General features: G+C 67.0%; 23 protein-coding genes. 14 read left to right on the forward strand and 9 right to left on the reverse strand.

Annotated elements, in window-relative coordinates; genetic code table 11:
- Positions 1 to 14 precede the first annotated feature (14 nt).
- Complete coding sequence (locus tag EPAKOI_RS04935) at positions 15 to 635, forward strand: TetR/AcrR family transcriptional regulator (RefSeq protein WP_423193116.1); 621 nt, start codon at positions 15 to 17, stop codon at positions 633 to 635.
- On the opposite strand, the gene nth is transcribed toward EPAKOI_RS04935, so the two are convergent.
- The gene (nth, locus tag EPAKOI_RS04940) at positions 632 to 1,276 is read right to left on the reverse strand and encodes an endonuclease III (RefSeq protein ID WP_423193117.1); all 645 of its coding nucleotides are present in this window, start codon (positions 1,274 to 1,276) and stop codon (positions 632 to 634) included. The genes EPAKOI_RS04935 and nth overlap by 4 nt on opposite strands.
- Positions 1,273 to 2,115 (reverse strand): electron transport complex subunit RsxB, encoded by an 843-nt coding sequence (gene rsxB, locus EPAKOI_RS04945; protein WP_423193118.1) that lies wholly within the window; start codon positions 2,113 to 2,115, stop codon positions 1,273 to 1,275. The genes nth and rsxB overlap by 4 nt, the downstream gene beginning before the upstream one ends.
- Positions 2,116 to 2,315: 200 nt before the next feature.
- Between rsxB and EPAKOI_RS04950 the strand changes: the two genes are divergently transcribed.
- A complete protein-coding gene (locus tag EPAKOI_RS04950) occupies positions 2,316 to 2,951 on the forward strand; it encodes a TetR/AcrR family transcriptional regulator (protein WP_423193119.1) in 636 nt (211 codons plus the stop codon).
- A gap of 98 nt (positions 2,952 to 3,049) precedes the next feature.
- On the opposite strand, the gene EPAKOI_RS04955 is transcribed toward EPAKOI_RS04950, so the two are convergent.
- Both EPAKOI_RS04955 and EPAKOI_RS04960 read right to left on the reverse strand, forming a co-directional pair.
- Positions 3,050 to 4,297 carry a polyhydroxyalkanoate depolymerase gene (locus EPAKOI_RS04955; RefSeq protein ID WP_124684787.1) on the reverse strand — a complete coding sequence of 416 codons (1,248 nt, stop codon included), beginning with the start codon at positions 4,295 to 4,297 and terminating at the stop codon, positions 3,050 to 3,052.
- Positions 4,298 to 4,529: 232 nt separating this feature from the next.
- Positions 4,530 to 5,726, reverse strand: a complete 1,197-nt coding sequence (locus tag EPAKOI_RS04960) for an amino acid aminotransferase (protein ID WP_423193120.1) — start codon at positions 5,724 to 5,726, stop codon at positions 4,530 to 4,532.
- Positions 5,727 to 5,933: 207 nt separating this feature from the next.
- Between EPAKOI_RS04960 and uvrB the strand changes: the two genes are divergently transcribed.
- The 11 genes from uvrB to iscX all read left to right on the forward strand — a co-directional run bounded on the left by uvrB (position 5,934) and on the right by iscX (position 14,731).
- Positions 5,934 to 8,012 carry an excinuclease ABC subunit UvrB gene (gene uvrB / locus EPAKOI_RS04965; RefSeq protein ID WP_423193121.1) on the forward strand — a complete coding sequence of 693 codons (2,079 nt, stop codon included), beginning with the start codon at positions 5,934 to 5,936 and terminating at the stop codon, positions 8,010 to 8,012.
- 122 nt (positions 8,013 to 8,134) lie between these two features.
- Positions 8,135 to 8,356, forward strand: coding sequence for a hypothetical protein (locus EPAKOI_RS04970; protein WP_124684784.1), 222 nt, complete (start codon positions 8,135 to 8,137; stop codon positions 8,354 to 8,356).
- Positions 8,357 to 8,389: 33 nt separating this feature from the next.
- Positions 8,390 to 8,629, forward strand: a complete 240-nt coding sequence (locus EPAKOI_RS04975; RefSeq protein WP_124684783.1) for a hypothetical protein — start codon at positions 8,390 to 8,392, stop codon at positions 8,627 to 8,629.
- Between the two features lie 292 nt (positions 8,630 to 8,921).
- Complete coding sequence (iscR, locus tag EPAKOI_RS04980; protein WP_124684782.1) at positions 8,922 to 9,476, forward strand: Fe-S cluster assembly transcriptional regulator IscR; 555 nt, start codon at positions 8,922 to 8,924, stop codon at positions 9,474 to 9,476.
- Positions 9,477 to 9,550: 74 nt separating this feature from the next.
- Positions 9,551 to 10,771 carry an IscS subfamily cysteine desulfurase gene (locus EPAKOI_RS04985; RefSeq protein WP_124684781.1) on the forward strand — a complete coding sequence of 407 codons (1,221 nt, stop codon included), beginning with the start codon at positions 9,551 to 9,553 and terminating at the stop codon, positions 10,769 to 10,771.
- 54 nt (positions 10,772 to 10,825) lie between these two features.
- Complete coding sequence (gene iscU, locus EPAKOI_RS04990; protein WP_423193122.1) at positions 10,826 to 11,227, forward strand: Fe-S cluster assembly scaffold IscU; 402 nt, start codon at positions 10,826 to 10,828, stop codon at positions 11,225 to 11,227.
- An 81-nt stretch (positions 11,228 to 11,308) separates the two neighbouring features.
- Positions 11,309 to 11,629, forward strand: coding sequence for an iron-sulfur cluster assembly protein IscA (iscA, locus tag EPAKOI_RS04995; RefSeq protein WP_124685157.1), 321 nt, complete (start codon positions 11,309 to 11,311; stop codon positions 11,627 to 11,629).
- 105 nt (positions 11,630 to 11,734) lie between these two features.
- Positions 11,735 to 12,253 carry a Fe-S protein assembly co-chaperone HscB gene (gene hscB, locus EPAKOI_RS05000; RefSeq protein ID WP_124684780.1) on the forward strand — a complete coding sequence of 173 codons (519 nt, stop codon included), beginning with the start codon at positions 11,735 to 11,737 and terminating at the stop codon, positions 12,251 to 12,253.
- A gap of 9 nt (positions 12,254 to 12,262) precedes the next feature.
- Positions 12,263 to 14,128, forward strand: a complete 1,866-nt coding sequence (hscA, locus tag EPAKOI_RS05005) for a Fe-S protein assembly chaperone HscA (protein WP_124684779.1) — start codon at positions 12,263 to 12,265, stop codon at positions 14,126 to 14,128.
- 47 nt (positions 14,129 to 14,175) lie between these two features.
- Positions 14,176 to 14,514, forward strand: coding sequence for an ISC system 2Fe-2S type ferredoxin (gene fdx / locus EPAKOI_RS05010; RefSeq protein ID WP_124684778.1), 339 nt, complete (start codon positions 14,176 to 14,178; stop codon positions 14,512 to 14,514).
- A gap of 22 nt (positions 14,515 to 14,536) precedes the next feature.
- On the forward strand, positions 14,537 to 14,731 hold the full coding sequence (iscX, locus tag EPAKOI_RS05015) for a Fe-S cluster assembly protein IscX (protein ID WP_124684777.1): 195 nt from the start codon (positions 14,537 to 14,539) through the stop codon (positions 14,729 to 14,731).
- Between the two features lie 89 nt (positions 14,732 to 14,820).
- Here iscX and EPAKOI_RS05020 read toward each other — a convergent pair whose 3' ends face one another.
- The 4 genes from EPAKOI_RS05020 to prfB form a co-directional block, all read right to left on the reverse strand.
- Positions 14,821 to 15,417, reverse strand: a complete 597-nt coding sequence (locus EPAKOI_RS05020; protein WP_423193123.1) for a glycine zipper 2TM domain-containing protein — start codon at positions 15,415 to 15,417, stop codon at positions 14,821 to 14,823.
- Positions 15,418 to 15,731: 314 nt separating this feature from the next.
- Complete coding sequence (gene lysS / locus EPAKOI_RS05025; RefSeq protein WP_124684775.1) at positions 15,732 to 17,267, reverse strand: lysine--tRNA ligase; 1,536 nt, start codon at positions 17,265 to 17,267, stop codon at positions 15,732 to 15,734.
- A 49-nt stretch (positions 17,268 to 17,316) separates the two neighbouring features.
- Positions 17,317 to 18,087: an SDR family oxidoreductase gene (locus tag EPAKOI_RS05030; protein WP_124684774.1), complete on the reverse strand. Its 771-nt coding sequence runs from the start codon at positions 18,085 to 18,087 to the stop codon at positions 17,317 to 17,319.
- 112 nt (positions 18,088 to 18,199) lie between these two features.
- A protein-coding gene (gene prfB / locus EPAKOI_RS05035) for a peptide chain release factor 2 (RefSeq protein ID WP_124684773.1) occupies positions 18,200 to 19,304 on the reverse strand; the annotation gives its coding sequence in 2 pieces (ribosomal slippage) (positions 18,200 to 19,222 and positions 19,224 to 19,304; 1,104 coding nt in all).
- 210 nt (positions 19,305 to 19,514) lie between these two features.
- Between prfB and EPAKOI_RS05040 the strand changes: the two genes are divergently transcribed.
- Positions 19,515 to 20,261: a peptidoglycan DD-metalloendopeptidase family protein gene (locus EPAKOI_RS05040; RefSeq protein WP_423193124.1), complete on the forward strand. Its 747-nt coding sequence runs from the start codon at positions 19,515 to 19,517 to the stop codon at positions 20,259 to 20,261.
- 40 nt (positions 20,262 to 20,301) lie between these two features.
- Here EPAKOI_RS05040 and recJ read toward each other — a convergent pair whose 3' ends face one another.
- Positions 20,302 to 22,002, reverse strand: a complete 1,701-nt coding sequence (gene recJ / locus EPAKOI_RS05045) for a single-stranded-DNA-specific exonuclease RecJ (protein WP_124684771.1) — start codon at positions 22,000 to 22,002, stop codon at positions 20,302 to 20,304.
- Between the last annotated feature and the right edge of the window lie 14 nt (positions 22,003 to 22,016).

Below are 22,016 nucleotides of genomic sequence, written 5' to 3' on the forward strand. Positions count from 1 at the left end.
TAGGGAATGTCATAATGGCCGCCATGACCACCGAGCTCTCTCCCGCCCGCCGCTACCGCGGCGCCGAAGCCGATGAGCGCCGCGCCCAGCGGCGCGCGCAGCTCATTGCCGCCGCCGTGCAGGTCTACGGCGAGCGCGGCTACCAGAACGCCACGGTCAAGGCCGTGTGCGAGGCGGCCGGGCTGACCGAGCGCTACTTCTACGAATCGTTCGCCAACTCCGAGGCGCTGCTGCTGGCGTCGTATGAAACGGTCACCCACCGGCTGCTGCAGACGCTGGCGCGCGCCGGGGACGAGGCCGGCGGCGACGGCGAGCATCGCGCGCTGGCCATGCTGCGCGCGTACTTTGGCGCGCTGCAGTGCGAGCCGCGCTCGGCGCGCGTGTTCCTGGTGGAGATCCGGGGCGTCAGCAAGCTCGTCGACGAGGCGCTGGCCGTCTCGTTATGCGATTTTGGCGCGCTGCTGGCCCGCACGCTGGCGCCGCCGGGCGCGTCGGTCGACCCGATGCTGGCCGCCGGCGTGGCGGGCGGCGTGGTGCACGTGGCGCTGTACTGGATCCGCAACGGCCATGCGCCCGGCGTGGATGCCGTCGCGCAGACCGCGCTGCAACTGGCGCGGGTGCTCGGCCAGCGCTAGACGTTCGGCGCCGGCGTCTTGGGCCGGAATTCGCAGAGCGGCTCGATCGCGCAATGCCAGCACTCGGGCTTGCGCGCCTTGCAGACGTAGCGGCCGTGCAGGATCAGCCAGTGGTGGGCGTCGTGCAGGAATTCGGTCGGCGTCACCTTCAGCAGCTTCTGTTCCACCGCGTCGGGGTTCTTGCCCGGCGCCAGCCCGGTGCGGTTGGCCACGCGGAAGATGTGTGTGTCCACCGCGATGGTCGGCTGGCCGAATGCCACGTTCAGCACCACATTGGCCGTCTTGCGGCCCACGCCGGGCAGCGCTTCCAGCGCCTCGCGCACGGGCGGCACCTTGCCGCCGTGCTGCGCCACGAGGATCCGGCAGGTTTTCATCACGTGCCTGGCCTTGGTCTTGAACAGGCCGATGGTCTTGATGTACTCGATCAGCCCGGCTTCGCCGAGATCGAGGATCTGCTGCGGCGTGTGCGCGACCGGAAACAGCTTGCGCGTGGCCTTGTTCACGCCGACGTCGGTGGCCTGCGCGGACAGCAGCACCGCGATCAGCAGCTCGAACGGCGAGCTGTATTCGAGCTCCGTCTCCGGATTGGGGTTGACCTCCCTCAAGGTCTCGAAAATGGCGAGGCGCTTCGCAGGATTCATCGGTGGGAATCGTCGGTATCGCTGGTATCGTTCCGGTCGGGCGTGCCAGCCAGGCCAAGCCTGGCGCGACGGGCTTCGGCAGCGTCGATCTGGGCCTGGACGGCCGGCGACACGTTGTCGGTGTTGCGCGGCTGCACGGCGGCGGCTTTCTGGCGCGCGCGCTCGATGGCGGCCTGGATGATCGCCTTCTTGCGCGCCTGGGCGGCCTGCTCGGCTTCGCTGGCGGCGGCTTCGCTGGCGGCGGCTTCGGCCTGCAGCGCTTCGAGCTTGGCAGCGGCCTTGGCGGCCAGCCGCGCGTCGTTTTCCTCGCGCTCGCGCACCAGCCGGGCCTTGCGTGCGACGTAGCGCGCATGGGCCGCGTCGGCCTGGGCCTGCGACCACGCGGCCCAGCCGGTGCTGGCGCCGGTCACGGGAATCATGTCGATGCAGTCGACGGGGCAGGGCGCCACGCACAGGTCGCAGCCGGTGCACCAGTCGGGCAGCACGGTGTGCATCTGCTTGGGAGCGCCGACGATGGCGTCGACCGGGCATGCCTGGATGCACAGCGTGCAGCCGATGCAACGCGATTCGTCGATGCGGGCCACGGCGCGCGGCTGTTCCACGCCGCGCGCGGGGTCCAGCGGCTGGGGCGGCGCATCGAGCAGCGCCGACAGCCGCACGATGCCCTGGGCGCCGCCGGGCGGGCAGCGGTTGCTGGCCGCCTCGCCCACGGCCATGGCCTCGGCGTACGGGCGGCAGCCGTCGAACCCGCACTTGGTGCACTGGGTCTGCGGCAGCAGGGCTTCAAGGCGGTCCGCCAGGCTGGGGGCGCCGGCGGCAGGTGGGGAAGAACGAGTCACGACAGCAATACTGCAAAGGGATTCGGGGGGACGACTGTGGCGTCGGGCATGCCTCTATCGGGCGTGTGCGCGGCAAGGATTATCCCCGATTTCGCGGCAGTGCAGAAAAGGCGATCATGCCGCGTCACCCATTCGGGAGGGGAGCCCGGACGAGGTGGCGTGCTGTGCCATAATCCGCGCAACTGACAGATCAGATATTCATGTCGAACGAGCCAAAAATTAAGCGGGATCCAGAAGGCACGCGCCGGCGCATCATGGCCGCCGCCACCGAGGAATTTGCCAAGGGCGGGCTGGCCGGCGCACGCGTCGACCAGATCGCGCGCCGTGCCGAAACCAACGAGCGGATGCTCTATTACTACTACGGCAGCAAGGAAGGGCTGTTCCTGGCCGTGCTGGAAAAACAGTACGCCGAGTTCCGCGCCGCCGAGGAGCAACTGCACATCACCGACGAGGACCCCGTGGCGGCCGTGCGCACGCTGGCCCGCTTTGTCTGGGACTGGTACTACGCCCACCCCGAGTTCATCCGGCTGGTGAACAGCGAGAACCTGCACGAGGCGCGGCACCTGAAGAAATCGGCGCAGCTCCACCAGCTCATCAACCCCGTGGTGGACGTGCTGGCCGACATCATCCGGCGCGGCCAGGACCAGGGCGTGTTCCGCGACAACATCGACGTGCCGCAGTTCTACCTGACGATTTCGGCGCTGGGCTACTACGTGCTGTCGAACCGGTACACGATCAGCGCCGTGATCGGGCGCGACGTGGCGTCGGAAGAGGAGCACGCGCGCTTTGCCGAGCTGCACACCGACATGCTGCTGTCGTACCTGACCAACCGCTGACCGACCGCTGACCGACCGCTGACCGGCACCCGCCGCCGCAAACGAAAACGCCCGCGACTTCCACGTCGCGGGCGTTTTTGTTTTGCCGGGCCTGCCGGTCAGGCTTTTTCGGCCTTGCGGATGAAGTCGCGCAGCTCCGGGTAGATGTTCTCGCGCCAGCGGCGGCCCGAGAAAATCCCGTAATGGCCGCACTTCGGCGCGGTGATGTGGTGCTTCTTGGCCTTCGGAATGCCTGCGCACAGGTCGTGCGCCGCGGCGGTCTGGCCGGCGCCCGAGATGTCGTCGAGCTCGCCCTCGATGGTCAGCAGCGCGGTGCTCTTGATGTCCTGCGGGCGCACCGGCGCGCCGTCGATTTCCCACGTGCCATTGGCCAGCCGGAATTCCTGGAACACCTCGCGGATCGTGTCGAGGTAGTACTCGGCGGCCATGTCCAGCACGGCGTTGTACTCGTCGTAGAAGCGCACGTGGGCCTCGGCGTCGTCGGCGTCGCCTTCCACCAGGCTCAGGTAGTAGTCATAGTGCGACGACAGGTGGCGGTCCGGGTTCATCGCCACGAAGCCGGCGTGCTGCAGGAAGCCCGGGTACACCTTGCGGCCGTGGCCCGGGTAGTTGGCCGGCACCGTGTAGATGACGTTGTTCTCGAACCACTCGTACGACTTGTTCGTCGCCAGCGAATTGACGGCCGTCGGGCTCTTGCGGGCGTCGATCGGGCCGCCCATCATCGTCATCGTGCGCGGCGTCTTCTCGCCGGCCGACGCCATCAGCGAGATGGCCGCCAGCACCGGCACCGTCGGCTGGCACACCGAGATCACGTGCAGGTTCTCGGCGCCGATGTGGCGGATGAATTCCTGGATGTAGTAGATGTAGTCCGACAGGTGGAAGCTTCCGTTTTCCACCGGCACCATGCGGGCATCGACCCAGTCGGTCACGTAGACCTTGTGGTCCTGCAGCAGCGTGCGCACGGTGTCGCGCAGCAGCGTGGCATGGTGGCCGGACAGCGGCGCGCAGACCAGCACCACCGGCTCGTCCTTGAGCAGCTTGATGGTCTCCGAATCGTCCGCGTAGCGCTTGAAGCGGATCAGCTTGCAGAAGGGCTTTTCCAGCACGGCCTGCTCGACGATCGGGATGTCGCGCCCGTTGGAGCGCACGGCCTTGATGTCGAAGGACGGCTTCTCGTACTCCTTGCCGAGCCGGTACAGCAACTCGTAGCCCGCCGCCATGCGGGGGGCGCCCGGCAGCAGGGAAAGGGGGCTGAGGGGGTTTGTAAACGTCTTGGCGGTCGCCTGGGCCCACGCGGTCAGCGGGTTCAGCATCGAGCGCTGGAATTCATGCAGTTGGTAAAGCATGCCGGTACCTGTCTAGCCTTTCTTGTCGCGAGTGCTTGTCGCGCAACGATTATGCCCGCAATCGAACGATCGTGCTCTGCAGCATATGTCTTCAAGTTACTTCTTTAGCCGACGAAGACAATAGGACATTGGCGCTAATTCCGGATGACACTGGCTGACAGGAAAGAAAAAGGCGACCGGAGTGGCCTCCAGGTCGCCTTTGGGGTCCGACGCGCGCGTCAGGTGTTGCTTTTTAGTACACGGCGGCGATGGCGTTGACCACGGCGTCGATGTTGCGGCTGTTCAGCGCGGCCACGCAGATGCGGCCCGTGCCCACGGCATAGATGCCGTGCTCGTTGCGCAGGCGATCCACCTGGTCCGAGGTCAGGCCCGAGTACGAGAACATGCCGCGCTGCGCCTTGACGAACGAGAAGTCGCCCGGCACACCCTTGGCGGCCAGCTTGTCCACCAGCGCGTTGCGCATCAGCTTGATGCGGTCGCGCATCTCGCCCAGTTCCTGCTCCCACATGGCGCGCAGTTCCGGGCTGTTCAGCACGGTGGCGACCACGGTGCCGCCGTGCGTGGGCGGGTTCGAGTAGTTCGTGCGGATCACGCGCTTGATCTGCGACATCACGCGCTGGGCTTCTTCCTTGCCCGTGGTGACGATCGACAGGGCGCCCACGCGCTCGCCGTACAGCGAGAAGCTCTTCGAGAACGAGCTGGACACGAAGAACGGCAGGCCGGAGTCGGCAAACAGGCGCACGGCCGCGCCGTCCGGCTCGATGCCGTCGGCAAAGCCCTGGTAGGCCATGTCCAGGAACGGGATCAGGTTGCGTTCCTTGACCAGTTCCACCACCTGCTTCCACTGGGCCTCGTCCAGGTCCACGCCGGTCGGGTTGTGGCAGCATGCGTGCAGCACGACGACCGTGTTGGCCGGGTACGACTTCAGCGACGCCACCATGCCGGCAAAGTTCAGGCCGTGCGACGGGGCGTCGTAATAGGCATAGTTGACCACCGGGAAACCGGCCGACTCGAACAGCGCGCGGTGGTTTTCCCAGCTCGGATCGCTGATGGCGACCGTGGCGTCCGGGTACAGGCGCTTCAGGAAGTCGGCGCCGATCTTCAGCGCGCCGGTGCCGCCAAGTGCCTGGGCCGTCACGACGCGGCCTTCGGTGATCAGTGCCGAGTCCTTGCCGAACAGCAGCGTCTGCACGGCCTGGTCATAGGCGGCGATGCCCTCGATCGGCAGGTAGCCGCGCGGGGTGGCGGTGGCCAGGCGGGCCTTTTCGGCTTCCTGCACGGCGCGCAGCAGCGGAATTTTCCCTTCGTCGGTGAAGTACACGCCAACGCCCAGGTTCACCTTGGTGGCGCGGGTATCGGCGTTGAACGCTTCATTCAGGCCCAGGATCGGGTCGCGCGGGGCCATCTCGACGGCAGAAAACAAACTCATTTGGGATCTCGTGGTCAGCTTTGTAACAAAACGGAGGGCGTAGAATGCTTCGAACTGCGCTGGCTGCGGCGGCGACTGGCTCCCGCATGACTGCCTCTCCTGACAAAACCTGACAGGAACCTCAGGCAAACTGGACTTGAACCGATCCGCGCAACCCCAAGATTCTAGCGTAATCCGCCCGCATTCCTCAGGTTTTTCCCTACGTTTATGACGAATCTCGCCGAAGTCGCCCCGCCCCTGGACGAAGACAAATTCGTCACGTTTGCGGGGTCGCCGTTCCAGCTTTACCAGCCGTTCCCGCCCGCCGGCGACCAGCCCGAGGCCATCCGCCAGCTTGTGGAAGGCGTGGAGGACGGCCTGTCGTTCCAGACGCTGCTCGGCGTGACGGGGTCGGGCAAGACGTTCACGATGGCCAACGTGATCGCCCGCATGGGGCGCCCGGCCATCGTATTTGCGCCAAACAAGACGCTGGCGGCCCAGTTGTACTCGGAATTCCGCGAGTTCTTCCCGCGCAACGCGGTCGAATACTTCGTCAGCTACTACGACTACTACCAGCCTGAGGCGTACGTGCCGCAACGCGACCTGTTCATCGAGAAGGACTCGTCGATCAACGAGCATATCGAACAGATGCGGCTGTCGGCCACCAAGAGCCTGCTGGAGCGGCGCGACACGATCATCGTGGCCACGGTGTCGGCCATCTACGGTATCGGCAACCCGAACGAATACCACCAGATGATTCTGACGCTGCGCACCGGCGACAAGCTGAGCCAGCGCGACATCATCGCCCGGCTGATCGCCATGCAGTACACGCGCAACGAGAGCGACTTTCAGCGCGGGACGTTCCGCGTGCGCGGCGACACGCTGGACATCTTCCCGGCCGAGCATGCCGAGATGGCCGTGCGCGTGGAGCTGTTCGACGACGAGGTGGATTCGCTGCAGTTCTTCGACCCGCTGACGGGCCGCGTGCGCCAGAAGATTCCGCGCTTCACGGTCTACCCGTCGAGCCACTACGTCACGCCGCGCGAGACCGTGCTGCGCGCCATCGAGAACATCAAGGTCGAGCTGCGCGAGCGGCTGGACTTCTTCTACAAGGAAAACCGGCTGGTCGAGGCCCAGCGGCTGGAGCAGCGCACGCGCTTCGACCTGGAGATGCTGTCGGAACTGGGCTTCTGCAAGGGCATCGAGAACTATTCGCGCCACCTGTCCGGCGCCCAGCCGGGCGAGCCGCCGCCGACGCTGGTGGACTACCTGCCGCCGGACGCGCTGATGTTCCTGGACGAGTCGCACGTGCTGATCGGCCAGTTGAACGGCATGTACAACGGCGACCGGGCGCGCAAGACCACGCTGGTGGAGTACGGCTTCCGGCTGCCGTCGGCGCTGGATAACCGGCCGCTCAAGTTCGACGAATACGAGCGCAAGATGCGCCAGGCGATCTTCGTCACCGCCACGCCGGCCGCCTACGAGCGCGACCATGCCGGCCAGGTGGTGGAGCAGGTGGTGCGGCCGACGGGCCTGGTCGACCCGGTGATCCAGGTGCGGCCGGCCACGACCCAGGTGGACGACCTGCTGGGCGAGATCCACGAGCGGGTGAAGGTCAACGAGCGCGTGCTGGTGACCACGCTGACCAAGCGGATGGCCGAGCAGTTGACCGAGTTCCTGTCCGAGAACGGCGTCAAGGTGCGCTACCTGCATTCGGACATCGACACGGTCGAGCGCGTGGAGATCATCCGCGACCTGCGGCTGGGCACGTTCGACGTGCTGGTCGGCATCAACCTGCTGCGCGAGGGGCTGGACATTCCGGAGGTGTCGCTGGTGGCCATCCTCGATGCCGACAAGGAAGGCTTCCTGCGCGCCGAGCGGTCGCTGATCCAGACCATCGGCCGCGCCGCGCGGAACGTCAACGGCACCGCCATCCTCTACGCGGACCGCATGACCGATTCGATGAAGATCGCGATCAGCGAGACCGAGCGCCGCCGCGCCAAGCAGATGGCGTTCAACGAGGCCAACGGCGTCGTGCCGCGCGGCGTGGTCAAGCGGATCAAGGACATTATCGATGGGGTCTACGATGCCAACGACGTCAAGGCCGAGCTGAACGCGCAGGCCGAGCGCGCCAAGTACGAGGACATGAGCGAGAAGCAGGTGGCGCGCGAGATCAAGCGGCTGGAAAAGCAGATGCTGGACCACGCCAAGAACCTCGAATTCGAGAAGGCCGCCCAGGTGCGGGACCAACTGGCCAAGCTGCGGGCCCAGGTGTTCGGGGCCGGCGCCGAGGGCGATCACGTCTGAGCGCTGCCGGCCGCCGCAACCGGGGCGCGCCCCGATGGGCACGGTGCGCCACGGCATCCTATAGTGGTTAGGCAGTTGGCCCGAACGGGGGCGCGCCGGATCACGAACCTGAGGAGTGTGCCGTGGTGACACAGTTCGAATATGGGGGGTATGCGGTGGTCGCCCGGGCGGTTGCGCGGGCCGGCGGCGGCTTTGCCGGGGTGCTGACCATCGCGGACGCCTTCGGCGAGCCCGGCGGGCCGACGTTCGAAGTGGAAACCGGCGCGGCGGAGACGCCCGAGGCGGCCATCGCCCTGGCCGAGGCCGAAGCCATGCGAACCATAGATGCCGGCGAGGTGAGTTGATTCCGGACAGCCGGCACATCAGGAGACACGCTGATGTCCTACAGCAGTGAATGGAAGAAGAGGGTTTTCGAGACGCACGAGATCCAGGTGCTGGTGAAACCCCGGTCGCCGATCGAGTGGGACTACACGGTGCGGGTGTGCCGCAAGGGCACGAACATCCGGGCCGCCGACACGCTGGTCGAATCGTCCCCGCCATCGGAACACTTCAAGGCGCCCGAAGCCGCCGAGGCAGCCGGCTTTGCCCGCGGCAAGCAACTGGCGGAACGGCTATAGCGCAGCCCCCGGCGGGATGGGCTGCAAGTTGCCGAAGCGGTAGAATCCCGGCCCGGACGGCCGGGATTCCCGCGGGCGGGCGCCGGCGCGCGCCGATTGGCGATACCTGATCGCCACTTCTGCCATGTCCCCGATCAAGCCTGAGCGCTTTCCATGGCCGTTCGGCCAGTATGGTTGCCCGGATCGTTATCGCAGGCGGAATAGTGCGTTGCTGGACAGGGAACTTGACTGATTTAGTCGGGATATCTTAAACTCGACCGAAATTCTCAAGTATTCCCTCTCCCCGAGCATCATGAGACTGACCACCAAAGGCCGTTTTGCGGTAACCGCCATGATCGACCTGGCCATGCGCCAGGATCAGGGCCCTGTCACCCTGGCAGGCATCAGTCAGCGTCAGAAGATCTCCCTGTCGTACCTGGAGCAGCTTTTTGGCAAGCTGCGCCGTCACGAGATAGTGGAAAGCGTGCGCGGTCCGGGCGGCGGCTACAGCCTGGCGCGCAAGGCCGAGGACGTGACGGTGGCGGACATCATCATCGCCGTCGACGAGCCTCTGGACGCCACGCAGTGCGGCGGGAAGGGCAATTGCAATGGCGACGACGGATCGGGCCGCTGCATGACCCACGAGCTGTGGGCCACGCTGAACCAGAAGATGGTGGAGTACCTGGATTCCGTGTCGCTGAAGAACCTCGTTGACCAGCAACGCGCCCGCCAGCCCGCCGTGCTGCACGACATGCGCGACGACGCCGCGCAGCAGCCGGTGACGGTGTCGCGCTCCAAGGCGGACAAGCAGGAAAAGCCGGCGCGCGCCCGCGTGGTCAATTCGGTGTTCAGCCTGGCACAGTCGTAAGCAAGGTTGCGGCACCTGCATTAAACTATCGGTAGGCAGTACGCGATTAGCGATCCCTATAAGGCAGTCATAAGATGAGCACCACCCCACATTTCCCGATCTACATGGATTACTCGGCCACCACGCCGGTGGACCCGCGCGTGGCGGACAAGATGATTCCGTATCTGCGCGAGCAGTTCGGCAATCCGGCCTCGCGCAGCCACGCCTACGGCTGGGACGCCGAGCGTGCCGTGGAAGAGGCGCGCGAGCAGGTGGCCGCGCTGGTGGGCGCCGATCCGCGCGAGATCGTGTGGACGTCGGGGGCAACCGAGTCGGACAACCTGGCCATCAAGGGCGCCGCGAACTTCTACTCGGGCAAGGGCAAGCACATCATCACCGTGAAGACCGAGCACAAGGCCGTGCTGGACACCACGCGCGAGCTGGAGCGCCAGGGCTTCGAGGTGACGTACCTCGACGTCAAGGACGACGGCCTGATCGACATGGACGTGTTCAAGCAGGCGCTGCGCCCGGACACGATCCTGGTGTCGGTGATGCTGGTCAACAACGAGATCGGCGTGATCCAGGACGTCGAGCAGATCGGCGAGATCTGCCGCGACAAGGGCATCATCTTCCACTGCGACGCCGCGCAAGCCACCGGCAAGGTCGGTATCGACCTGGGCAAGCTCAAGTGCGACCTGATGTCGTTCTCGGCCCACAAGACCTATGGCCCGAAGGGTATCGGCGCGCTGTACGTGCGCCGCAAGCCGCGCGTGCGGATCGAAGCCCAGATGCACGGCGGCGGCCACGAGCGCGGCATGCGCTCGGGCACGCTGGCCACGCACCAGATCGTCGGCATGGGCGAGGCGTTCCGCCTGGCCCGCGAGGAAATGGCGACCGAGAACGAGCGCATCCGCATGCTGCGCGACCGGCTCTGGAACGGCCTGTCGTCGATGGAAGAGGTGTACCTGAACGGTTCGATGGAACACCGCGTGCCGCACAACCTGAACGTCAGCTTCAACTTCGTCGAAGGTGAATCGCTGATCATGGCCATCAAGGACGTGGCCGTGTCGTCGGGTTCGGCGTGCACGTCGGCGTCGCTGGAGCCGTCGTATGTGCTGCGCGCACTGGGCCGCAACGACGAACTGGCACACAGCTCGATCCGCTTCACGGTTGGACGTTTTACGACGGAATCGGAAATCGACTACACCGTCGAGCTGCTCAAGAGCAAGATCGGCAAGCTGCGCGACCTGTCGCCGCTGTGGGAGATGTTCAAGGACGGCGTCGACCTGAATTCGATCCAGTGGGCCGCGCACTGATCGCGACCCGCGTCACAACAAGAACCCCATAAAGATTCGTCAGAGGTAACCAAAATGTCTTACAGCAACAAGGTTCTCGACCACTATGAAAATCCGCTCAACGTCGGTTCGTTCGACAAGAACGACGACGCGGTGGGCACCGGCATGGTCGGCGCCCCGGCCTGCGGCGACGTGATGAAGCTGCAGATCAAGGTGAACGAGGCGGGCGTGATCGAGGACGCCAAGTTCAAGACGTACGGCTGCGGCTCGGCCATCGCGTCGTCGTCGCTGGTGACCGAATGGGTCAAGGGCAAGACCGTGGACCAGGCGCTGGAGATCAAGAACACCCAGATCGCCGAGGAACTGGCGCTGCCGCCGGTGAAGATCCACTGCTCGATCCTGGCCGAGGACGCCATCAAGGCGGCGGTCGAGGACTACAAGAAGAAGCACGGCGGCGCCGAGCAGAAGGCTGCCTGACAGCGGCCTGCCGCGTCAGATGGTTTGGTGTGGCCACGCGCGCTCCAGCATGCGCGCGTGGCGTTCGACAGCAAGGCAAAGATGATCACGATGACCGAAAAGGCGGCGAAGCACGTCGCCCGTTACCTGGAACGCCGCGGCAAGGGCCTGGGCCTGCGCCTGGGCGTGAAGACCACCGGCTGCTCCGGCCTGGCCTACAAGCTCGAGTACGTGGACGAGCTGCAGCCAGAGGACCAGGTGTTCGAGACCCATGGCATCAAGGTGATCGTCGATCCGAAGAGCCTGCCGTACATCGACGGCACCGAGCTCGACTTTGCGCGCGAAGGGTTGAACGAGGGCTTCCGCTTCAACAACCCGAACGTCAAGGACGAGTGCGGCTGCGGCGAGTCGTTCCGGGTCTGAAGGCCGGGCCTCGCCGCGGATCGGCTACCGATACGCGGCGCGGCGACACGACAAGGGGCGGCATGACCGCTCCTTTTTGTTGCGACTGTTTGGGAACCACGTGCTTTGAAAGACGATTTTTTCTCGCTGTTCGGGCTGCCTGCCCGGTATGAAGTGGATGAGGCCGCGCTGGACGCGGCCTATCGCACGGTGCAGTCGCAGGCCCATCCGGACCGCTTTGCCAATGCCGGCGACGCCGAGCGCCGCGTGGCCATGCAGTGGGCCGCGCACGCCAACGAGGCGTACCGCACGCTGCGCCAGCCGCTCAAGCGCGCCATCTACCTGCTGCACCTGCGCGGCGTGGACATCCAGGCCGAGAGCAACACGGCGATGGCCCCGGCCTTTCTGATGCAGCAGATGGAATGGCGCGAGGCGCTGCAGGACGCGGTGGACGCCCGCGCCGTGGACCGGCTCGACGCGCTGCTGCGCGAGCTGCGCCAGGAAAAGCGCGAGCGCCACGCCGCACTGGGCGCGCTGCTCGATGCCGGCGACGACGAGTCCGCCGGCGCCGCCGCGCGCCAGTTGATGTTTATCGAGAAGATCGAGCACGACGCCAGCGAGGCGATCGATCGGCTCGAAGATTAGAAGATTCCCATGGCACTGCTCCAGATTTCCGAACCCGGCATGTCGCCGGCGCCGCACCAGCGCCGCCTGGCCGTCGGTATCGACCTTGGCACCACCAATTCCCTGGTGGCCGCCGTGCGCAACAGCATTCCCGAAGTCCTGCCCGACGACGATGGCCGCGCGCTGCTGCCGTCGGTGGTGCGCTACCTGCCGGACGGCCGCGCCCACATCGGCTACAAGGCGCAGGACGAAGCGGTGCGCGACCCCAAGAACACGATCGTGTCGGCCAAGCGGTTCATGGGCCGCGGGCTGCGCGACGTCTCGAACATCGAGCACAGCCCGTACGACTTTGTCGACGCGCCGGGCATGGTGCAACTGAAGACCGTGGCCGGCATCAAGAGCCCGGTCGAGGTGTCGGCCGAGATCCTGGCCACGCTGCGCCAGCGCGCCGAGGATTCGCTGGGCGACGATCTGGTCGGCGCCGTGATCACGGTGCCCGCGTACTTCGACGACGCGCAGCGCCAGGCCACCAAGGACGCGGCCCAGCTTGCCGGGCTGGACGTGCTGCGGCTGCTGAACGAGCCGACGGCGGCGGCCATCGCCTACGGGCTGGACAACGCGGCCGAAGGCATCTACGCCGTGTACGACCTGGGCGGCGGCACGTTCGACATCTCGGTGCTCAAGCTGACCAAGGGCGTATTCGAGGTGATGTCCACCGGCGGCGATTCCGCGCTGGGTGGCGACGACTTCGACCAGCGCCTGCTGTGCTGGATCGTCGAGCAGGCCGGCCTGCAACCGCTGTCGGCCGAGGACACCCGGCTGCTGATGGTGCGCGCGCGGGCCGCCAAGGAAGCGCTGTCGGCCAGCGACAGCACGGTCATCGACGCGGTGCTGACCACCGGCGAGATCGTGCACCTGCCGCTGGACGCGCAGACGTTCATCGACATCACGGCCCATCTGGTGCAGAAAACGCTGGCGCCGGTGCGCAAGGCGCTGCGCGATGCCGGCGTGACGCCCGAGGACGTCAAGGGCGTGGTGCTGGTGGGCGGCGCGACGCGCATGCCGGCGATCCGCAAGGCCGTGGGCGAGTATTTCGGCCAGCAGCCGCTGACCAACCTGGACCCGGACAAGGTGGTGGCGCTGGGCGCCGCCATGCAGGCCAACCTGCTGGCCGGCAACCACGCGCCGGGCGAGGACTGGCTGCTGCTCGACGTGATTCCGCTGTCGCTGGGCGTGGAGACGATGGGCGGGCTGGTCGAGAAGATCATCCCGCGCAACAGCACGATCCCGGTGGCGCGCGCGCAGGAATTCACGACGTTCAAGGACGGCCAGACCGCGATGGCGATCCACGTGCTGCAGGGCGAGCGCGAACTGGCCAGCGACTGCCGCTCGCTGGCGCGCTTCGAGCTGCGCGGCATCCCGCCGATGGTGGCCGGCGCCGCTCGCATCCGCGTGACGTACCAGGTGGACGCCGACGGGCTGCTGTCGGTGTCGGCGCGCGAGACGCTGTCGGGCGTGGAGGCGTCGGTGTCGGTCAAGCCGTCGTACGGGCTGGCCGATGACGACATCGCGCGCATGCTGCAGGACAGCTTCCGCGAGGCCGAGCACGACATGAAGACCCGCGCGCTGGCCGAGGAGCGCGTGGAGGCCGAGCGGCTGGTGGAAGCCACGCGGCGCGCGCTGGAGGTGGACGGCGACCTGCTGTCGGCCGAGGAGCGCGGCGCCGTGGACGCGCTGATCGCCCGCGTGACCGAGATTGCCACCGGCGACGACCATCGCGCGATCAAGGCCGCCGTGGAGCAGTTGTCGCACGGTACCGACGAGTTTGCCGCCCGCCGCATGGACCGCTCGATCAAGAGCGCGCTGGCCGGGAAGAAGGTGCAGGAACTGGGCTGAACGCCAGACCGCCACCACACGCGCCAAGCCTGCGAATAAGGATAGAAATGCCACAGATCATTGTTTTGCCCCACGTAGAGTTGTGCCCCGAGGGCGCCGTTTTCGAAGCCGGTAGCGGCACGACCATTTGCGACGCGCTGCTCGCCAACGGCATCGAGATCGAGCACGCCTGCGAGAAGTCCTGCGCCTGCACCACGTGCCACGTGGTGGTGCGCGAGGGGTTCAACTCGCTGGAAGATGCCGAGGAAAAGGAAGAAGACCTGCTGGACAAGGCGTGGGGGCTGGAGCCGAACTCGCGGCTGTCGTGCCAGGCCGTGGTCGCCGACACCGACCTGACCGTCGAAATCCCGAAATACACGATCAACCACGCCAAGGAAGGCCACTAAGGCCCGCGCGAGGAGTTATCCGATGAAATGGACCGATACCTACGACGTTGCCGCCGCGCTGTATGACAAGTTTCCCGATGTCGATCCGCTGACGGTGCGCTTCACGCAGTTGCGCCAGTGGGTGCTGGAACTGGACGGGTTTGACGACCTGCCCGAACGCTCCGGCGAGAAGATCCTGGAGGCGATCCAGCAGGCGTGGATCGAAGAGGCGGCCTGACCGCCGCCCTGCGGCCCGCACCGGGCCAGCCCGAAGAAAAGCACGGCAGATCGCCGTGCTTTTTTGCTTGACCGGCGCGCGCCGGTGGATCAGCCGCGCACCAGCACCCCGCGCTCCAGGTGGACGCGCTCGCCCACCTCCACCCCCGGCGGGTTCTGGTACGTGAACGTGCGGCGCGTGCCGTCGTCCATCTTCACGCTGACGCGGTAGCTCTTGTCCTTGTTCAGTTTCTTCTCGGCGTAGTTGCCGCCGAAGCCGCCGGCTGCCGCGCCGGCCACCGTGCCAAGGATCCGGCCATTGCCGCTGCCGATCTGGTTGCCGACCAGCCCGCCAACCACCGCGCCACCGAGCGCACCCAGGCCGCTGGTCGGCTTTTCAGCCTCCACCACCTGCACGCCCGTCACGCGGCCCGCCGTGTGGCTGGGCTTGGGCGCCTGCTGGGGCTCGGCCTGCGCCTGCTGGGCGGCGGGAGGCGGCGGCGCAGCGTCATAGGCTGGCGGCCGCGTGGTCGATCCCGGCGCCGGCTGCGTTCCGGCCGGCGGGTTCACGTTCTGACTGTAGTTCTGGCTATATTGCGATGCCGCCGGCTCGGCGTTCGGGGTGGCCTTGCCCACCGGCAGCACGCCGGTCACGGCTGCCACGGCCGTCAGGCTGGCAATCACCACCGCAATCGCCGCCGTCGCCACCAGCGGATGAATCCGCCGCGAAGGGGGGGAGGGAAGGAAGCGTGTTCGGACCAGACATCGTCGAATCTCCAGGTTGCTGCAGCGACGCAGCCAATACTTGAAGTTTCTCCGATCAGCGGGACGATTTCCGTTCGATTTTGTAAGGGTTTGTTGCGCGGAAATCGCTTTGGAATCAGTGGGTTACGGCGGATGTCGGCGGGTGTCCGACGAGGGCGGCGTAACAATTGGCGGTGGTTACTGAATCCGCGATGGTTTGCTCCCCTCCCCGCAGGATGTAGCAGGCGGGCGAGGGGAGCAAAGACAAACACCCCCGCTCAATCCTCCCGCCGCAGATGCGGGAACAGGATGACGTCGCGGATGTTCGGGCTGTCGGTCAGCAGCATGACCAGGCGGTCGATGCCGATGCCGCAGCCGCCGGTCGGGGGCATGCCGTATTCGAGCGCGCGGATGTAGTCGGCGTCGAAGTACATCGCTTCCTCGTCGCCGGCGTCCTTCTGCTCCACCTGCTTGCGGAAGCGTTCGGCCTGGTCTTCCGGATCGTTCAGCTCCGAGAAGCCATTGGCAATCTCGCGGCCCGTGATGAACAGCTCGAAGCGCTCGGTGATGCCGGGCTGGGTGTCGGACCCGCGCGCCAGCGGCGAGACCTCGACCGGGTAGTCGACGATGAAGGTCGGTTCCCAGAGCTGCGACTCGGCCGTTTCCTCGAACAGCACCAGTTGCAGCGTGCCCAGGCCGGCGTTCAGGAACTGGGGCGCGCTGGTGTTGATCTTGAACTTGTCCTTCAGCTCGGCGCGCAGGAAGGCGGCGTCGGCCAGTTGCGCGTCGGTGTACTCAGGCGCGTATTTCTGGATGGCCTGGCAGATCGTCAGGCGGTGGAACGGCTTGCTCAGGTCCAGCTCGCGGCCCTGGTACGTCAGCACGGCGCTGCCGCTGGCGTCCACGGCGGCCTCGCGGATCAGGTTCTCGGTGAAGTCCATCAGCCAGCGGTAGTCCGTGTAGGCCGCGTAGAACTCCATCATCGTGAACTCGGGGTTGTGGCGCGGGCTCACCCCCTCGTTACGGAAATTGCGGTTGATCTCGAACACGCGCTCGAAGCCGCCGACGATCAGCCGCTTCAGGTACAGCTCCGGCGCGATGCGCAGGAACATCTGCATGTCCAGCGCGTTGTGGTGCGTGATGAATGGCTTGGCCGCCGCGCCGCCCGGAATCGGGTGCAGCATCGGCGTTTCCACTTCCATGAAGCCGGCGTCGGCCATGTGGCGGCGCAGCGACGACATGGCCTTGGTGCGGGCGCGGAACGTGTCGCGCGTCTCCGGCGAGACGATCAGGTCGACATAGCGCTGGCGGTACTTCATTTCCTGGTCGGCCAGGCCGTGGAACTTGTCCGGCAGCGGGCGCAGGCTCTTCGACAGCAGGCGCAGCTCGCGCACCTGCACCGACAGCTCGCCCTTGTTGGTGCGGAACAACTCGCCGCGCGCGCTGATGATGTCGCCGAGGTCCCAGTGCTTGAACGCCGCGTAGACGTCCTCGCCCACCTTGTCGCGCGTGATGTAGAACTGGATCTGGCCGCTGCCGTCCTGCACGGTGGCAAAGCTGGCCTTGCCCATCACGCGCTTGAGCATCATGCGCCCGGCGATCGACACCTCCACGGGGCTTGCCTCCAGCGCGGCCTGGTCGGTCTCGCCGTACTGGGCGTGCAGCGCGCCGGCCTGGTGCGTCGGGCGGAAATCGTTCGGGAAGGCCACGCCTTGCTCGCGCAGGGCCTGCAGCTTCTCGCGCCGCTCGGCGATGATCTTGTTCTCGTCTACGGCAGGCGCGTCGGCGGCGGGCGTGCGGGTCGGTTCGGTCATGATGTCAGGTTCGGCCGCGCGGGACGTGTGCCCCGCGCGATGGGTCGGTTCAATGGTTGCGGATGTCGTCGAGCTCGGTCTGGCCGAAGTCGGGGCGGTCCAGGTAGGCGGCGATGCGCTGCGCGACGTCGTCCGGCGAAGCGAGCTGCTCGTTGGCCTTCAGGTCGCGGAAGCGCTGCACCTGCGCAAAGTCGGCGCCGCGGATGGTTTCCTGCATGCCGGTGTCCACCACGCCCGGGGCCAGCGCCACGGCGCGCACCGCCCGGTCGCCCGGCAGGCCCGCGTATTCGGCGTTGACCGAGCGGATGAACATGTCCAGGCCAGCCTTGCCGGCGCAGTAGGCGCTCCAGCCCTGCACCGGGTTGCGGGCCGCGCCCGACGAGATCGCCAGTACCTTGCGCGGGCAGTCGAAGCGCGCGGTGGCGTCGATGAACGCGCCGGTCATCGTCATCGGCGTGACCAGGTTGGTCTGCAGGTGCGGCACCAGCGTGTTCTCGTGCAGCGCCGTGATCGGGCCGATCGGCTCGACCACGCCGGCGTTCAGGATCAGCGTCACGCTGGCCGGGGTATCGTCCACGGCCTCCAGCACGCTCGCCAGCCAGCCGGCCGACGGGCCGGGCTGCGACAGGTCCTGCAGGTGCCACGCCACCGGCACGCCGCTGGCCGCGGCTTCGCGTTCCAGGTCGGTGTTGCGGCTGCGGGCCACGCCGATGACGCGGTTGCCCGGCTTGAGCAGCGCGCGCACCAGCGCGGCGCCCAAGCCGCGCGAGGCGCCGGTGACGATGTAGAGGTGGGTGGAGCGGGGCGATCCGTTGGACATGGCGAGGACCTGTTCGAATGAGACAGCGGCTTCGGGGGTGGAGACTCTGGGTTGTCGTCGCACCGCTCCGCCGGCTTGGGGGCCGGCGGGCGGGGCTCGGGGTCTTGCGGCGTTACAGGCCCTGTTTCAGGCTGGCCTCGATGAACGGGTCGAGGTCGCCGTCCAGCACCTTCTGCGTGTTGGACATTTCCACGTTGGTGCGCAGGTCCTTGATGCGGCTCTGGTCCAGCACGTACGAGCGGATCTGGTGGCCCCAGCCCACGTCGGTCTTGCCGGCTTCGAGCTTGTCGGCCTCGGCCTGGCGCTTGCGCATCTCGTGCTCGTAGAGCCGCGATTTCAGCATCGACATGGCCTCGGCACGGTTGCGGTGCTGCGAGCGGTCGTTCTGGCACTGCACGACGATGCCGGTCGGGATGTGCGTGATCCGCACGGCCGAATCGGTCTTGTTGATGTGCTGGCCGCCGGCGCCCGACGCGCGGTACGTATCCACGCGCAGGTCGGCCGGGTTGACCTCGACCTCGAACGAGTCATCCACCTCGGGGTAGACGAACACCGACGAGAACGACGTGTGGCGCCCGCCCGACGAATCGAACGGCGACTTGCGGACCAGGCGGTGCACGCCGGTCTCGGTGCGCAGGTAGCCGAACGCGTAGTCGCCCTCGATCTTGATCGTCGCGCTCTTGATGCCGGCCACGTCGCCTTCGGACTCTTCCAGCACCTCGGCCTTGAAGCCCTTGCGCTCGCAGTACTTCAGGTACTGGCGCAGCAGCATCGACGCCCAGTCGCACGCCTCGGTACCGCCCGCGCCGGCCTGGATGTCGATGAACGCGTTGGCCTGGTCCATCTCGCCCGAGAACATGCGGCGGAATTCCATGTCGGCCACGATGGCTTCGAAACCCTGCACGTCGGTCTCGATCGACACCAGCGTGTCGTCGTCACCTTCCTCGCGCGCCAGCTCGAACAGCTCGTCGGCGCCGCTCAGGTCGTCGGTAAGCTTGCCGAGGGTCTGCACCACGGCTTCCAGCGCCTTCTTTTCCTTGCCCAGGTCCTGGGCGCGCTTGGGGTTGTTCCAGACGTCCGGGTCTTCCAGCAGTCCGTTGACTTCGTCTAGGCGGTTTGCTTTGACATCGTAGTCAAAGATACCCCCGTAGATCTTCCGTCCGGGAACGGAGATCGGAGATGGCACCGGAGATGGCGTTGAGGCGTTCTGCTTCCATGGAGATTCCTAGATTCTGCGCTTGCAAAACACGGAATTATAGCGGATCGGCGGCCCAATTCCGCCGCCGCCTGCACGATGGGCGGCACCTTTTCGCTGAACTGTTCGGGAGGCGAACTGTCTGTTGCCAGACATTGGTGGCCGGCAGTTGCCGATTTTTGGTGTGACTTCGGCGACAATGGCGGCCACGATCAGGAGTTTCCCCGTACGCATGACAGGAATCCACGCAGTCCATCCCCACGCCCGGCATCGCCCGGGCGCCCGCCGCCGTTTGCTGGGGCGCCTGGCGGCGCTCTCGCTGGCCGCCGCGCTGGCCGCCTGCGGCACCACGCCCAGCGAGCCGGCGCCCGAGGGCTACTACCGCGTCGAGCGCGGCGACACGCTGTACTCGATCGCCCGGCGCCACAACCGCTCGGTGTCCGAACTGGCGCGCTGGAGCAACATTTCCGATACCAGCCAGATCGAGGTCGGCCAGCTTGTCCGGGTCAAGCCTCCCGCCGGCGCTGGCATTTCGGCGGCCAAGGCCAACGACCGGCCCGCCACGCCGGCCACGCCGCCGCGCGGCACGGCGTCCGAGCCGGCCCCGTCCCGTCCGCCCGCCAGCGCCATCCGGCTGCAATGGCCGGCTGACGGGCGCGTGACAGGCAGTTTCGCGCCCCCGGCCGAAAAGGGCCTGCGCATCGAGGTACCGGCCGGCGGCAAGGTACGCGCCGCCGCGCCGGGCTGGGCCATCCATGTGGGCACGCTGCGCGGCTACGGCCAGCTGGTCATCATCAAGCACAACGACGACTGGCTGACCGTCTACGGCAACCTGGACCGCCCGCTGGTCAAGGAAAACGACCGCGTGGCAGCCGGCCAGGACATCGGCAGCATGAGCCGCGCCAGCGAACTGCACTTCGAGGTGCGCGGCAACGGCAAGCCGGTGAATCCGGCAAGCTATCTGCCGCCGAGGGGGTAGGCGGGTTGGCCGACCTTCGTTGAGGTTGGGGACGTAATCCCTACTGCGCGTGTTCCACCACCAACTGCACGCGCGTCACGCCGTTGAACGTGTTGTTATCGAGCCGGTAGGCGACCAGCGCGCTGGCGCCGTCCAGGGCGTCGGCGTGGTTGAACCAGATCGCGTCGAAGCGCTGGCTGCCGCGCCCAAGCTGCAGCTTCAGGTGCTTGCCCTTGAGCACGGTCTGGCGCAGCACCTCGAATTCGCCCGAAAACGTCGGCGGCGGAAAGCCCTGGCCCCACACGTGGCCCTCCAGCAGCGTCACGAATTCCGGGCTGAAGCAGGCGTCCTCGATGTCGCCGTCGGTCTCGATCACGCGGGCAAGCTGGTCGTCGTTGAGCCATTCGCGGCCGACGGCCTCGAAGGCCGCCACGAACGTGTCGAAATGCTCGGCGCGGACGGTCAGCCCGGCCGCCATCGCATGGCCGCCGAATTTCACCAGCAGCCCCGGATGGCGCTTGGACACCAGGTCCAGCGCGTCGCGCAGGTGGAAGCCCGGGATCGAGCGGCCGGAGCCCTTGATGTGGTCGTCGTCCCCGCGCGCGAACGTGATGGTCGGGCGGTGGTATTTCTCCTTGAGCCGCGACGCGACGATGCCGATCACGCCCTGGTGCCACGTCTCGTGGAACACGCTCACCGTGTAGCGCGACGCCGGGTCCAGCCCGTCCAGCGGCTGTTCCAGGATCTGCAGCGCCTCTTGCTGCATGCCGGCCTCGATGTCGCGCCGCTCGCGGTTCATCCCGTCCAGTTCCTGGGCGATTTCCCACGCGCGGTTGGCGTCGTCGGTCAGCAGGCATTCGATGCCCAGCGACATGTCCGCCAGCCGCCCGGCTGCATTGAGCCGCGGGCCTAGCCCGAAGCCCAGGTCGAACGTGTTGGCGCGTGCCGCCTCGCGGCCGGCCGCCCGGAACAGCGCGGCCACGCCCGGGTGCATGCGCCCCGCGCGCATCCGCTTGAGCCCTTGCGCCACCAGGATCCGGTTGTTCGTGTCCAGCTTGACCACGTCGGCCACGGTGCCCAGCGCCACCAGGTCCAGCAGCGTCTGCAGCGGCGGCTGCGTGTCCTTCGTGTAGACGCCGCGCTGGCGCAGCTCGGCGCGCAGCGCCAGCAGCACGTAGAACATCACGCCCACGCCGGCCAGGTTCTTGCTCGGGAATTCGCAGCCGGGCTGGTTCGGGTTGACGATCACGGCCGCGTCGGGCAGCACCGCGCCGGGCAGGTGGTGATCGGTCACCACGACGTCGATGCCGCGCGCATTGGCGGCCGCCACGCCGTCGACGCTGGCGATGCCGTTGTCGACCGTGACGATCACGTCGGGCTGCTGCCGGGCCGCCAGTTCGACGATCTCGGGCGTCAGCCCGTAGCCGTACTCGAACCGGTTCGGCACGATGTAGTCCACGCGCGCGCCCAGCATGCGCAGGCCGCGTACGCCCACCGCGCAGGCGGTGGCGCCGTCGCAGTCGTAGTCGGCCACGATCAGCAGCTTGCGGCCCGCGGCGATGGCGTCGGCCAGGTAGGTGGCCGCGTGGCCGATGCCTTTCATCCGCGACGGCGGCACCAGTTCCGGCAGGTCGGTGGCCAGTTCGGACGGATGCAGCACGCCGCGCGCCGACAGGATGCGGGCCAGCGTGGGATGCAGGCCGGCCGCGGCCAGCACGCCGGCGTGTTCGTGGGAATGGGAGCGAATGGCGATCCGGGTCATGTCTGGATAAGTCG

This window comes from Cupriavidus sp. H18C2 (genome assembly GCF_049393795.1).
In the GTDB taxonomy this organism is placed as follows: domain Bacteria; phylum Pseudomonadota; class Gammaproteobacteria; order Burkholderiales; family Burkholderiaceae; genus Cupriavidus; species Cupriavidus pauculus_C.